The organism is Hydrogenophaga sp. NFH-34, assembly GCF_021401345.1.
In the GTDB taxonomy this organism is placed as follows: domain Bacteria; phylum Pseudomonadota; class Gammaproteobacteria; order Burkholderiales; family Burkholderiaceae_C; genus Hydrogenophaga; species Hydrogenophaga electricum.
Genome location: NZ_JACBGE010000047.1, coordinates 1 through 12249 on the forward strand (window position 1 = coordinate 1; position 12249 = coordinate 12249).

Here is a 12249-nt window from a genome sequence, read left to right on the forward strand (position 1 = left end):
GCACGCGCCAGGCCAGGTCGATGCCGAACCAGACGACGACGGCCAGGAAGGCCAGGGTGACGGTGGTGATGACGGACTCGACCGTGGTGCGCCACCAGCCGCGCGAGAGGCGCAGCATCAGGTCCACCGAGACCATGGCCCCGATGCGCAGCGCCGCCACCACCCCCAGCAGCACCATCCAGATCAGCAGCCGCCGCATGGATTCCTCGGTCCACGACGACGGCTGTTCCAGGACAAACCGCACCACGACCTGCCACAGGCCCAGACAGGAAATGACCGCCAGCAGCAGGCAGGCCACGTTCAGGCACAGGCCCGTGAGCAGGCGATCAAGCCACAGGATGAAGGTCTTCATGAGAGGTGCGTCGCAAACTGGCCACGAAACCGGCGGAGCCGCGGAGCCGGCTCCGCCGGTTTCGCAGGTTCCGCTCCCTGGAGAGGGTGCCGACCCGCAGCGCGGGCCGGCGCGGGGGGATTACTTCACCGCCTGGATGGCGGCGATCTTGTCGGCCCCGAACTCCTTGGCGAACTGCGCGTAGGCAGGCGCCACGGCCTTGCGGAAGCTTTCGCCATTGACCTTTTCGACCACCTGCATGCCGTCCTTGCGCAGTTCGGCCACCGCCACGCTTTCGTCGTCGTTGACCTTCTTGCGCTGCACCGCGGCGGCCTTGCGCGCCGCCTCCTGGAACACGCCCTTGTCCGCGTCCGAGAGCTTGTTCCACACCGACGGCGACAGCACCAGCACGGCCGGCGAATAGACGTGGTTGGTCAGCGACAGGTACTTCTGCACCTGCGACAGCTTGTTCGACAGGATCACGGGAATGGGGTTTTCCTGGCCGTCCACGGTGCCTTGCTGCAGCGCGGTGAAGACCTCGGGCCAGGCCATCGGCGTGGGCAGCACGCCGAAGGTCTTGAAGCCGTCCATGTGCACCTTGTTCTCCATGGTGCGCAGCTTCAGCCCCCGGGCGTCTTCGGCGCTGTTGATCGCGCGCTTGCTGTTGGTGATGTGGCGGAAGCCGTTTTCCGTCCAGGCCAGGCCGACGATGCCCTTGGCCGTCATCTTCTTGAGCAGGTCTTGGCCGATGGGACCGTCCATCACCTTGCGGGCGTGGTCGTAGTCGCGGAACAGGAAGGGGATGTCGACGATCTTCACCTCGGGCACGAAGTTGCCCAGCGCACCGGTCGACACGTTGGCCAGATCCTGCGTGCCCAGTTGCACGGCCTCGATCATTTCGCGCTCACCCCCCAGGGCGTTGTTCGGGTACTGCTGGCACTTGTAGCGGCCCTGCGTGCCCTTGTCGACTTCCTCGCAGAAGGCCACCGCCCCCATGCCGTAGTGCGACGTCAGCGCATTCGAATAACCAATCTTGAGCACCGTCTGCGCCTGCGCCGACAGGCCCAGCAGCGTGGCGCCCAGCGCCAGAACCAGGTGGGTTTTCTTCATCATGTCTTTGTCTCCGTTTTTCTGGATGGGGGTGAAAGCGTCGGACCCCGCGCTCAGGTGATGCGCTCGATGCTTTCGGCGATTTCTTCGCGGTCGAAGATCTTTTTCCAGTCGTCGCGCAGCAGCCGCGGCTTGCCGTTGACGATGGCCTTGTTGCAGGCGTCCGAGAACTGGCCGGGAATCTGCTTGAAGATCACCGCGCTCAGGATCGTCATGTGGCCGAGCAGGAAGTCGCGCGCGGCGTCCGCCGGCACGCCGCGGGCCACGACCTCGTCCATCGCTTCGCGCATCACGTCCAGCAGGGTCGCGCACACGGTTTCCGACAGGCCCGGCTCCAGCAGCGCCATCTGTTCCACCGTCACCCGGTACGAGCGTTCGATGGGCTGGTAGATCGTCTTGGCCACCGCCTCGCCGAGCGCGTAGGCCGACTCGGGCCCCTGCATCAGCGCATTGACGATGGACTGCGGTGCCTTCAAGCCACCGAAATAGTCCGGCGCGCCTTCCACGTGCACCTTGGGGTGGAAGATCGACGGGTGGCAGGGGTGCGCCACGAAATACACCAGGTCCGGGCGCTGCGGCAGGTGGCCCGCGAAGGGCGCCGCGGCGTCCAGCGTCATGACCATGGTGCCCGCCTTGAGCTGGGGCGCGATCTCGGCCGAGAGCTTGCCGATCAGGGTGTCGGGCACGGCCAGGATGACCACGTCCACGTCCTGCAGCGCCTGCGCCAGCGGCACGCAGTCCACGCCCACCTCGGTGCGCAGGCGCTGACGCCCGACCTCGCCCGGCTCCACGTGGCGCACTTCGTACGCCGAACCCTTGAGGTTCTGCGACAGGCGCACGCCCATCTTCCCACCCGCGCCCAGCAGCGCAATCTTTGCCGTCATGTGATGTGTCTCCATGTCTGAGAAATGGGCGCCGTGGGGCGCCACGACCGGACGGGCGTCCGAACTGGTGTAATGGTATGACGACATGATCATGTGAACTAAAGGGAAAACCCTTGATCACGCGAATGGACACCGCGCCAGCGGGCACGCCGGGGGTTCACCGGGCCTGCCGGCCGGCGCTGGAAACCGTCAAGGGAATGGGCGGGCGCTCAGCCCGCCGTGGGGCGCGAGGGGGCCTCGGCCGGCGCCCGGCTCAACGCGTTGTTCTGCGTCACCAGCACCTGCACCAGCCGCATGAACTCGGTCTGCTGGCGCGGCGTCAGCGGCGCCAGGATCTGCGTCTGGGCGCGCAGCATCGCCGGCACCGCCTGCGCCAGCGCCTGCTCGCCCGCCGGGGTCAGCACCAGTTGGCGCGCCCGCCGGTCTTCGGGCGCGGTGCGGCGCTCCAGCCAGCCGCGTGCTTCCAGCCGGTCCACCACGCCACCGGTGGTCGACGCGTCCAGCGCAATGGCCCGCGCCAGCGTGCGCTGGTCGATGCCCGGCTGGTTGTGCACCACCTGCAACGCTCCGTACTGCAGGGGCGTCACGCCCAGTTCCCCCATCTCCTGCATGAAGATGCCCACGGCGATCTGGTGCAGCCGCCGGATGGCGTGGCCGGGCTGCAGGTCGATGTCGATGAACTCGGGGTTTTCCATGAGGGGGCGTGGAAGGCGTTGACCCAGTTTAACCGCACTCTTATGATAAGCATGCTGATGGTTAGTATGCTGCCTCTTTCCGGCAGCCAGGCCCGCGATCCGCACTGCCGCCACAGTGCCTCCGGCTCCAGCCCGGAGGCACCAGGGGCCGGCCCTGCGCACCCCTCCCACCCACACCGGCATGCGACCGGCCCAGGAGACTTTCATGAACGATCTCGGCAAGCTCGAAGACCTGCCCGGCGACTACGTGGCCGCCCTGCGCGCGCGCAATCTCGTGCCGCTGTGGCCCAGCCTGCGTGGCGTGTTGCCGCCGCAGGTGCCCACGCGGCAGACCCAGCCCACGCACTGGGCGTATGCCGACATCCGGCCGCTGCTGATCCAGGCCGGCGAGCTGACCCCCATCGAAAAGGCCGAGCGCCGCGTGCTGGTGCTGGCCAACCCGGGCCACACGCTGGAAAAAATGCAGGCCAGCGCCGCCATGTACCTGGGCATGCAACTGCTGCTGCCCGGCGAGTGGGCGCCCAGCCACCGGCACACCCCCAATGCCGTGCGCATGGTGGTCGAAGGCGAAGGCGCCTGGACCACGGTCGAGGGGGAAAAATGCCCCATGGAGCGCGGTGACCTGATCCTCACGCCCACCGGCCTGTGGCACGAACACGGCCACAACGGCGACCAGCCCGTGATCTGGCTCGACGTGCTCGACCTGCCGCTGGCCTACTACCTGGAAGTCAGCTATCACCTCAACGGCGCGCGCCAGGACACCCTGCCCGGCGAAGGCGTGCGCAACTACGCGCGTGCCGGCGTGGTGCCCACACCGGTGTTCGGCCGCAGCGGGCGCCGCTACCCGATGCTGCGCTACCCCTGGGCCGACGCCCGGGCCGCCCTGCTGTCTCTGGCCGCCAACCAGCCCGACCTGGCGCCCGTGCAGGTCACCTACGTGAACCCCGAAACGGGCGAAGACGCCGAAAACATCCTCGGCTTTCACGCCCTGATGCTGCGGCCAGGCCAGACGCTGACCCTGCCGGCGCGCTCGCCCGCCGTGGTCTACCACGTGATCGAAGGTGCGGCCCGCGTGGCCACCGAGGCCCGCGGCTTCGACCTGGTGCCCGCCGACACCTGCTGCATCCCCGGCTACACCGCCACCACGCTCAGCAACCCTTCCACCACCGAACCGGCTTTCCTGTTCGTGGCCGACGAGTCGCCCCTGCACCGCAAGCTGGGCGTGTACGAAGTGCGCACCGACGGTCAACCGGCCCTGCCGGCCCAGACCTGAAAACCGCCCCAGCCCGCCACCCCGCTTTCATCCGCTGTCTGTTTGCCATGACCACCTACCTCTTCGCCCCGCCCGCCGTGCCTTCGCTGCCCATCCGCGGCCGGACCGAACGCTTCCCCGTCAACCGCATCTTCTGCGTCGGCCGCAACTACCACGCGCACGCCGTCGAGATGGGCAAGCCGGTCGACAAGACCGCCGAGCGCCCGTTCTATTTCACCAAGTCGCCGCAGACGCTCACGTCCTCGGGCGCCACCGTGGCCTACCCGCCCGAAACGACGAACTACCACTTTGAAATGGAGCTGGTGCTGGCCGTGGGCAAGGCGGGTTTCCGCGTTCCGGCCGAAGACGCGCACCAGCTCATCTACGGCTACGCCGCCGGCCTGGACATGACGCGGCGCGACCTGCAACTGGTCGCGCGCGACAAGGGCCGGCCCTGGGACCTGGGCAAGGACATCGAAGAAGGTTCGGTGTGCTCCGAGATCGTGCCCATGGAAGGCGTGGTCATTCACAGCGGCGCCATCGCGCTGGAAGTGAACGGGGCCACGAAGCAGGCGTCCGACGTGAACAAGCTGATCTGGAACATCCGCGAAATCATCGCCGACCTGTCCCTGTTCTACCACCTGCAGCCGGGCGACCTGATCTACACCGGCACGCCCGAAGGCGTGGGCGCGGTGCTCAGCGGCGACCGCATCACCGGCCGCGTCGAAGGGGTGGCCGAGGTGGCGCTGACCATCGGCGCCGCCGCCTGACCGGGAGCCCACCATGAGCATGGTCCTGCACAACTTCTGGCGCAGCGGCACCTCGCACCGCACGCGCATCGCCCTCCACCTGAAGGGCCTGTCGTACGACTACGTGGCGGTGCACCTGGGCAAGGAAGCGCACCTGAGCGACGCCTTCAAGGCCCTGAACCCGCAGCAACTGGTGCCGGCCCTGCAGGCCGACGAACTGGGCGAGCAGGTGCTGATCCAGTCGCCCGCCATCATCGAGTGGCTGGAAGAGAAGTACCCGAACCCGCCGCTGCTGCCCCGCGATCCGCAGCGCCGCGCCCAGGTGCGCGCGCTGGCGGCCATCGTGGGCTGCGACATCCACCCGGTGAACAACCGCCGCATCCTCGAATACCTGCGCAAGACCTTCGGCGCCGATGAGGCCGCCATCAACGCCTGGTGCGGCACCTGGATCGGCGCCGGCTTCGACGCCTACGAGGCGCTGCTCGCGGCCGACCCGAAACGCGGCCGCTTCAGCCATGGCGACGCGCCAACGCTGGCCGACGTGTACCTGATTCCGCAGATCGAAAGCGCGCGCCGCTTCCAGGTCGACCTCGCGCGCTGGCCGCTGATCGCCCAGGTGGAACAGGCCTGCCTGGCGCTGGCCGCGTTCCAGGACGCGGCGCCGTCGAAGCAGCCCGACGCGGCCTGAAGCCGCCGCGTCAGCCCAGGCGCCGCTGCTGCATGTCGGCGCTCATCGCCTGCAGTTGCGCGGGCTGCAGCAGGGCTTGCGCGGCCGGGTAAGCGATGCCGTCTTCGTCGGTCAGATGCCGCGCGTAGAGCGCGGCGTAGGCGTCCATCTGCGCCTGCTCGTCGGCCGTGAAGGCAAAAGCCGGCGCCGGCACGGCATCGCGCAGCCGCTGCAGGGCCTGGCGCACCTGCGCCCACCCGGCCTCCATGGCGCGGTGGTCGTCCAGCAGGCGGCCCACCGTGCGGCAGGCCACCGCATCGCCTTGCGCCAGCAGCACCGGAAACACGTGCCGTTCTTCGTCCTGGTGGTGCAGCGGGCCGGCCACGTCGAAATAACGCATCACGTCGCGCGCGGCCTCACTGCCGGCGGTGTCCGCGCCATGCCCGGCCGCGTGCTCACGCAGCCGCGCCAGCAGGCGCAGCATGCGCGCCACCCGTTCGTGGCAAGCCCCCAGCATGTCGAAGGGGGCCTCGAAACCGGCGGCGGGCGATGGCGGCGCGCCGGGAACGGGCAGCGGGATGCGCTGCATCGGCCGCCGGTCGTCAGCCGCAGGAGCCCAGATGGCCGCACGAGGTGCAGTAGTCGCAGCCGTCCTTGCGGATCATGGCGTGCGCACCGCATTCGGGGCACTTCTTGCCGGCCATCACGCCCGACGGCATGCCGGTCAGCTCGGGCGCGGCCGGCGTGGCGTGGGACGCCAGGGCCAGCGGCGCGGCCGACGGGCTGGCCGTCTGGTTGCGGCGGGCAATGATGTTCTGCAGCGCGTAGGCAACGGCCGCCACTTCGGAGTCGTGCCACATCGGCACCTGCGTGCCGTCGGCCTTTTCGTAGGTGCCCAGGCGCACCGGTCCGCGGTCCCAGGCGACCTTGCGCATGTCGCTGAGCGCACGTTCCAGGAAGCCCCCGCGCGCGGCCAGCGAGAGCAGGCGCATGCTGGCGGTGATCCACTGCTGCGACTCGCCGCTCTGGCCCACGGGCATGAAGAACTCGATCGCGCGCTCGATGCTGCCCACGCCGTCGGCGGCGGGCACCGGCAGGAACGAGACCACGATGTACAGCGTCTTGTGGCCTTCCTGCGTCCAGTACTCGATCTTGTCGGCCACGGCCGAGAGCGCCCCCTTGGGGCGGCTTTCGATCACGGTGCGCATCGGGTCGATCGGCTGCACCGCCACCGGCTTGGCCGGCTCTTCGGCCTTGGGCGCGGGGGTGCCGGTGTCGAGCACCGAACCCAGGATGGTGTTGGGCCGGTAGGTGGCCAGGCCCTTGAGGTGGGCCTTCCAGGCCTGGTGGTAGAGGTTCTTGAAGTCTTCGTACGGGTAGTCGCCCGGCACGTTGACCGTCTTGGAGATCGAGGTGTCCACGAAGGGCTGCACCGCTTCCATCATCGCCACGTGTTCGCCGGCGGTCATGGCCAGGGCGTTGACGAAGTATTCCGGCAGTTGCTCGACGTCACCGCCCAACTCGCGGTACACGCGCCAGGCGTGGTCTTCCACCGCGTATTCGCTGGTGCTGCCGTCGGCCTCGCGCTTCTTGCGGCGGTAGGTCCAGGAGAACGGCGGCTCGATGCCGTTGGAGGCGTTGTCGGCAAAAGCCAGGCTCACGGTGCCGGTGGGCGCGATCGACAGCAGGTGGCTGTTGCGGATGCCGTGCTTGCGGATGAGCTTCTGGATGTCGTCGGGCAGGCGGCTGGCAAAGGTGCCGGCCTGCAGGTAGCCCTTGGCGTCGAACTTGGGGAACGCGCCCTTTTCCTGCGCCAGCGCGACGGAGGCGCGGTAAGCGGCGTTGCGCATGCTCTCGGCGATCTGCGCGGCCATCGCGCGGCCTTCTTCGCGGTCGTAACGCAGGCTGAGCATGGCCAGGGTGTTGCCCATGCCGGTGAAGCCCACACCGATGCGGCGCTTCGCAGCCGATTCGGCGCGCTGCTGTTCCAGCGGCCAGAAGGTCACGTCGAGCACGTTGTCGAGCGCGCGCACCTGCGTCGCCACCACGGCCTCGAAGGCCGCGAAGTCGAAGCCCGGCAGGCCGCCGAAACCGAAGGGGTTGCGCACGAAGCGCGTGAGGATGATGGGGCCCAGATCGCAGCAACCGTAGGACGGCAGCGGCTGCTCGCCGCAGGGGTTGGTGGCGGCGATGTCTTCGCAGTAGCGCAGGTTGTTGTCGTGGTTGATCTTGTCCAGGAACAGGATGCCGGGCTCGGCGAAGTCGTAGGCCGACTTCATGATGGTGTCCCACAGTTCGCGCGCGGGCACGCTGCGGTAGATCCACTGGCCGTCGGCGCGCTGGCTGGCGCCCTTGTCGATCAGCTTGGCCCCCGGGCGGGCACGGTGCACCAGTTCCCAGAGCTGGTCGGCCGCCACGGCCTCCATGAAGGCGTCGGACACGCCCACCGAGACGTTGAAGTTGTTCCAGCGGCCGGGCGTGCGCTTGGCGGTGATGAATTCCAGCACGTCCGGGTGGTCGATGCGCAGCACACCCATCTGGGCGCCACGGCGTGCGCCGGCGCTTTCCACGGTGGAGCAGCTCTGGTCGAACACGTTGATGTAGCTGCACGGACCCGAAGCCATGGAGTGCGTGCCCTTGACTTCGGCGCCCTTGGGCCGGATGCGCGAGAAGTCGTAGCCCACACCACCGCCACGGCGCATGGTTTCGGCGGCTTCGCGCAGCGCTTCGTAGATGCCGGGGAAGCCTTCGTCGTCGAAGCCCTGGATGCAGTCGCCCACGGGCTGCACGAAGCAGTTGATCAGCGTGGCCTGGATGTCGGTGCCGGCGGCGCTCATGATGCGGCCGGCACCGATGGCGCCCGCGTGCAGGTTGTCGAGGAACTTCTGTTCCCACTCGGCGCGGATCGGCTCCTTTTCCACCGAAGCCAGCGCACGCGCCACGCGGCGGTACAGGTCTTCGACCCCGGTTTCACCGGGTTTGAGGTATTTCTCGGCCAGAACGTCCTGGCTGATGGGTTGGACACGGGAGAGATCTTGGGCGCGGAGATCGTTGTCTCGTTTCATGGTGCAAAAGAAAAAATGCCGGCAACGGGCGGCATGAAAACACAGCAGGGGATGATGACGCCAAAAGTGGTCGCCAGACTAACGGGCCGCCGTACGGCGGGACTTGTTCTGCGTCAACTTCGGGCAGGTGCCCCGCGGCGGGGCAGCGAGCTTACAGGCAAACCCTGTGCCAAAGTGGCGGCAAAACGAAGAAATACCAGAAGCAGGCGCTAACTAACCTGCTTTGGCAATCTCGGCGGCGATCGAGAGCGATCGCAGGCGGAGGGCGGGATCGTACACGTCGCTGACCAGCATGAACTCGTCCGCTGCCGTGGCTTCGGACAGGGCCGCAAGGCCCTGGCGCACCGTATCGGGGCTGCCCACCACGGCGCAGGCCAGGAAATCGGCCACGGCGGCGCGGGCCTGCGCATCCAGCCCTTCCAGAAAGCCGGCCACCGGCGGCGGCAGGCGCCCGCGCCGGCCGGTGAGGATGCCGAGCACGCGTTGGTAGGTGCTGCTGGCCAGGAAGGCCGCCTCGTCGTCGGTCGGTGCGGCAATCAGGGGCACGCCGACGATGGCGTAGGGTTTGTCGAGCACCGCCGAGGGGCGGAAATTCTGCCGGTACAGCGCCAGCGCCTGCAGCAGGTAGCGGGGCGCAAAGTGCGAGGCAAAGGCGTAGGGCAGCCCGCGCTCGGCCGCGAGCTGGGCCGAAAACAGGCTGGAACCCAGCAGGTAGATCGGCACCTGGGTGCCGGCACCGGGTACGGCCACCAGGCGCTGGCCGGGCTGCGCCTCGTCGAGCAGGCGCTGCAGTTCGGCCACTTCGTGCGGGAAGTCGTTTTCGGTTTCGACGCGGTCGCGGCGCAGTGCGCGCATGGTCATCGGGTCGGTGCCGGGTGCGCGGCCCAGCCCCAGGTCGATGCGCCCCGGGTACAGCTCGGCCAGGGTGCCGAAGGCTTCGGCCACCACCAGCGGCGCGTGGTTGGGCAGCATGATGCCGCCGGAGCCCACGCGGATGCGCTGCGTCCCGCCGGCCACATGCCCCACGAGCACCGCCGTGGCCGAGCTGGCGATGCCCGGCATGTTGTGGTGCTCGGCCAGCCAGTAGCGCTCGAACCCCAGGGTTTCGACATGCTGGGCGGTGCGCAGCGCGATGGCCAGCGCCTCGGCCACGGTCCCGCCTTCCCGGACGGCCACCAGATCGAGCAGGGACAAGCGGGTGCGTGACAGGGGCGAGGTGGGCGTGTTCATGCCCCCGATTGTGCGCAGCCACGCCGGCCGGCGCCACCGATTGGGTCAAAACCGGCGCTCTCGCGGGGCCTGTCCGGTGCATGACGACACACCGCTGCCGAAAGCGCTAGGCTCTCGCCCACTTCCCGACCTCCCCCCGCCCCAACCGGAACCCTGCACCATGTCTTCACTGTTCGATCCCGTTCAGGCCGGCAGCCTGTCCCTGGCCAACCGCATCGTGATGGCGCCGCTGACGCGCAACCGCGCGCCGCAGGCGGTGCCCACGCCGCTGATGGCCACCTACTACACCCAGCGCGCCAGCGCGGGCCTGCTGATCACCGAAGCCACCGCCATCAGCCACCAGGGCCAGGGTTATGCCGACGTGCCCGGCCTGTACGCACCCGAGCAGATCGCCGGCTGGCAGGGCGTGACGGCCGCGGTGCACGCCGCCGGCGGCAAGATCGTCACCCAGCTCTGGCACGTGGGCCGCGTGTCGCACACCTCGCTGCAGCCCGGCGGCGGCGCCCCGGTGGCACCCTCGGCCATCGCGGCCAAGACCAAGACGGTGCTGCTCACGCCCGAGGGCCCGACCTTCGTCGACACGTCGACACCGCGCGCGCTCGATATCGGCGAAATCCCCGGCATCGTCGACGACTACCGCCGCGCCGCGCTGGCGGCCATCGAGGCGGGCTTTGACGGGGTGGAAATCCACGCCGCCAACGGTTACCTGATCGACCAGTTCCTCAAGACCGGCGCCAACCAGCGCAGCGACGCCTACGGCGGCACCATCGACAACCGCGCCCGCCTGCTGCGCGAAGTCACCACCGCCATCACCGGCGCCATCGGGGCCGGCAAGGTGGGCATCCGGCTTTCGCCCGTGACCCCGGCCAACGACATCGTCGACGCCGACCCGCAGCCGCTGTTCGACCACGTGGTGCGCTTCCTGGCCCCGCTGGGCCTGGCCTATGTGCACATCATCGAAGGCTCGACCGGCGGTCCGCGCGAGCTGCCCGACCGCCCGTTCGACTACGCCGCCCTGCGCGCGGCCTACCGCGATGCCGGCGGCACCGGCGCCTGGATGGTCAACAACGGCTACGACCTGGCGCTGGCCGAGCAGGCCGTGACCGGCGGCGCCGACCTGGTGGCCTTCGGCCGCTCCTACATCGCCAACCCCGATCTGGTGGCCCGCCTGCGCGCCGGCGGCCCGTTCAACAAGGCCGACAAGAACACCTTCTACGGTGGCGGCGAACACGGCTACACCGACTACCCGACGCTCGGCGCCTGACGGGCATACCGGCGCAGGGCCCGCACACGGGCTGGCTATGATCGCCGCATCCGGGTCCGCCCCGGTCTGCGCGCCATGCCTTCGCCCGAACTGACCGCCCTGCTCTACCCACTCCTGCGGCCGGCCCACATCGGCCTGGTCGGTCTGAGCGTGGCCGGCTACGCAGCCCGGGCACTGGGGGTTTTCTTCGGCCAGGCCTGGCCGCTGGCCCCGGCCGTGCGCCGCGCCAGCAGCCTGATCGACACCGCGCTGCTGGCCGCCGGCGCCAGCCTGTGGTGGCTGCTGCAACTCAACCCGCTCGGCCCCGACACCTGGCTGGGCGTGAAGCTGGTGCTGCTGGTGCTCTACATCGGGCTCGGCACACTGGGCCTCAAACGGGCGCCCACCCGGGTGGCACGCGCCGGCTTCGCCCTGGCGGCCCTGGCCTGCGTGGGCTTCATGGTCAGCGTGGCCGTAACCCACCACCCGCTCGGCCTGTTCGCGCCATGAGCGGCCCCCATCCCTCGCGCACGGTGCGCGCCCTGCTCTGGGTCGCGGGCAGCCTGTCGCTGCTGCTCGGGCTCATCGGGGTGGTGCTGCCGGGCCTGCCGACCACGCCGTTCGTGCTGCTCGCGGGCGCCTGCTACGCCAAGGCGTCGCCGCGCCTGCACGCCTGGTTGCTCAACCACCGCTGGATGGGCCCGATGCTGCGCGACTGGGAAGCGCACCGCAGCCTCACGCGGCGCACCAAGACCATCGCCATCGCCTCCATGCTGGTGATGGTGAGCCTGTCGATCTGGGGCTTCCGCCACCGCCTGGCGGCACAGATCGCTCTGGCGGTGCTGGGCGCCATCGGCGCCTGGGTGGTGCTGCGCATCCCCACCCGGCCGGCACCGCCCCCTGCCGACTGAGTAACCGTCTTGGAAGTCAAGCGCTGTGAAGCGATTTGTCCCAAGGTTTGCCAGTTCGGACCATGGCATTGAGCGTGGTCAGCAGCTTGCGCATGCAAGCGACCAAGGCGAC

13 protein-coding genes are annotated in these 12249 nt (G+C 69.1%); 6 read left to right on the forward strand and 7 right to left on the reverse strand.

Annotation, left to right across the window (positions count from 1 at the left end):
- From L0977_RS24890 to L0977_RS24905, 4 genes are all read right to left on the reverse strand, one after another.
- Window positions 1–352, reverse strand: a 352-nt coding sequence (locus L0977_RS24890; protein WP_234267615.1) for a TRAP transporter small permease, incomplete at its 3' end; no start/stop codon positions are given.
- Window positions 353–472: 120 nt separating this feature from the next.
- A complete protein-coding gene (locus L0977_RS24895) occupies window positions 473–1441 on the reverse strand; it encodes a TRAP transporter substrate-binding protein (protein ID WP_234267627.1) in 969 nt (322 codons plus the stop codon).
- Window positions 1442–1494: 53 nt separating this feature from the next.
- Window positions 1495–2325 carry a phosphogluconate dehydrogenase C-terminal domain-containing protein gene (locus tag L0977_RS24900; protein ID WP_234267616.1) on the reverse strand — a complete coding sequence of 277 codons (831 nt, stop codon included), beginning with the start codon at window positions 2323–2325 and terminating at the stop codon, window positions 1495–1497.
- Window positions 2326–2534: 209 nt separating this feature from the next.
- A complete protein-coding gene (locus L0977_RS24905) occupies window positions 2535–3020 on the reverse strand; it encodes a MarR family winged helix-turn-helix transcriptional regulator (RefSeq protein WP_234267617.1) in 486 nt (161 codons plus the stop codon).
- A gap of 205 nt (window positions 3021–3225) precedes the next feature.
- Here L0977_RS24905 and L0977_RS24910 point away from each other — a divergent pair, with 205 nt between their 5' ends.
- Genes L0977_RS24910 through maiA form a run of 3 tightly spaced genes read left to right on the forward strand, consistent with a single transcriptional unit; the run spans window position 3226 to window position 5709 of the window.
- Window positions 3226–4293, forward strand: a complete 1068-nt coding sequence (locus tag L0977_RS24910; protein WP_234267618.1) for a cupin domain-containing protein — start codon at window positions 3226–3228, stop codon at window positions 4291–4293.
- Between the two features lie 47 nt (window positions 4294–4340).
- The gene (locus tag L0977_RS24915; protein WP_234267619.1) at window positions 4341–5042 is read left to right on the forward strand and encodes a fumarylacetoacetate hydrolase family protein; all 702 of its coding nucleotides are present in this window, start codon (window positions 4341–4343) and stop codon (window positions 5040–5042) included.
- Between the two features lie 19 nt (window positions 5043–5061).
- Complete coding sequence (gene maiA / locus L0977_RS24920) at window positions 5062–5709, forward strand: maleylacetoacetate isomerase (RefSeq protein ID WP_234267628.1); 648 nt, start codon at window positions 5062–5064, stop codon at window positions 5707–5709.
- Window positions 5710–5719: 10 nt separating this feature from the next.
- On the opposite strand, the gene L0977_RS24925 is transcribed toward maiA, so the two are convergent.
- From L0977_RS24925 to L0977_RS24935, 3 genes are all read right to left on the reverse strand, one after another.
- A complete protein-coding gene (locus tag L0977_RS24925) occupies window positions 5720–6277 on the reverse strand; it encodes a hemerythrin domain-containing protein (RefSeq protein WP_234267620.1) in 558 nt (185 codons plus the stop codon).
- 13 nt (window positions 6278–6290) lie between these two features.
- Complete coding sequence (locus L0977_RS24930) at window positions 6291–8753, reverse strand: adenosylcobalamin-dependent ribonucleoside-diphosphate reductase (protein ID WP_234267621.1); 2463 nt, start codon at window positions 8751–8753, stop codon at window positions 6291–6293.
- Window positions 8754–8966: 213 nt separating this feature from the next.
- A complete protein-coding gene (locus L0977_RS24935; RefSeq protein ID WP_234267622.1) occupies window positions 8967–9983 on the reverse strand; it encodes an LLM class flavin-dependent oxidoreductase in 1017 nt (338 codons plus the stop codon).
- A 160-nt stretch (window positions 9984–10143) separates the two neighbouring features.
- Here L0977_RS24935 and L0977_RS24940 point away from each other — a divergent pair, with 160 nt between their 5' ends.
- From L0977_RS24940 to L0977_RS24950, 3 genes are all read left to right on the forward strand, one after another.
- Entirely contained in the window at window positions 10144–11247 is a 1104-nt protein-coding gene (locus L0977_RS24940) for an alkene reductase (RefSeq protein WP_234267623.1), read from the forward strand.
- A 75-nt stretch (window positions 11248–11322) separates the two neighbouring features.
- Entirely contained in the window at window positions 11323–11736 is a 414-nt protein-coding gene (locus L0977_RS24945; RefSeq protein ID WP_234267624.1) for a SirB2 family protein, read from the forward strand.
- Complete coding sequence (locus L0977_RS24950) at window positions 11733–12137, forward strand: YbaN family protein (protein WP_234267626.1); 405 nt, start codon at window positions 11733–11735, stop codon at window positions 12135–12137. The genes L0977_RS24945 and L0977_RS24950 overlap by 4 nt, the downstream gene beginning before the upstream one ends.
- Window positions 12138–12249 lie beyond the last annotated feature (112 nt).

Bases quoted from the DNA above. Each gene is read 5' to 3' on its own strand.
- L0977_RS24895 (WP_234267627.1), bottom strand. From the start codon at position 1,441: ATGAAGAAAACCCACCTGGTTCTGGCGCTGGGCGCCACGCTGCTGGGC.
- L0977_RS24900 (WP_234267616.1), bottom strand. From the start codon at position 2,325: ATGACGGCAAAGATTGCGCTGCTGGGCGCGGGTGGGAAGATGGGCGTG.
- L0977_RS24905 (WP_234267617.1), bottom strand. From the start codon at position 3,020: ATGGAAAACCCCGAGTTCATCGACATCGACCTGCAGCCCGGCCACGCC.
- L0977_RS24910 (WP_234267618.1), top strand. From the start codon at position 3,226: ATGAACGATCTCGGCAAGCTCGAAGACCTGCCCGGCGACTACGTGGCC.
- L0977_RS24915 (WP_234267619.1), top strand. From the start codon at position 4,341: ATGACCACCTACCTCTTCGCCCCGCCCGCCGTGCCTTCGCTGCCCATC.
- maiA (WP_234267628.1), top strand. From the start codon at position 5,062: ATGGTCCTGCACAACTTCTGGCGCAGCGGCACCTCGCACCGCACGCGC.
- L0977_RS24925 (WP_234267620.1), bottom strand. From the start codon at position 6,277: ATGCAGCGCATCCCGCTGCCCGTTCCCGGCGCGCCGCCATCGCCCGCC.
- L0977_RS24930 (WP_234267621.1), bottom strand. From the start codon at position 8,753: ATGAAACGAGACAACGATCTCCGCGCCCAAGATCTCTCCCGTGTCCAA.
- L0977_RS24935 (WP_234267622.1), bottom strand. From the start codon at position 9,983: ATGAACACGCCCACCTCGCCCCTGTCACGCACCCGCTTGTCCCTGCTC.
- L0977_RS24940 (WP_234267623.1), top strand. From the start codon at position 10,144: ATGTCTTCACTGTTCGATCCCGTTCAGGCCGGCAGCCTGTCCCTGGCC.
- L0977_RS24945 (WP_234267624.1), top strand. From the start codon at position 11,323: ATGCCTTCGCCCGAACTGACCGCCCTGCTCTACCCACTCCTGCGGCCG.
- L0977_RS24950 (WP_234267626.1), top strand. From the start codon at position 11,733: ATGAGCGGCCCCCATCCCTCGCGCACGGTGCGCGCCCTGCTCTGGGTC.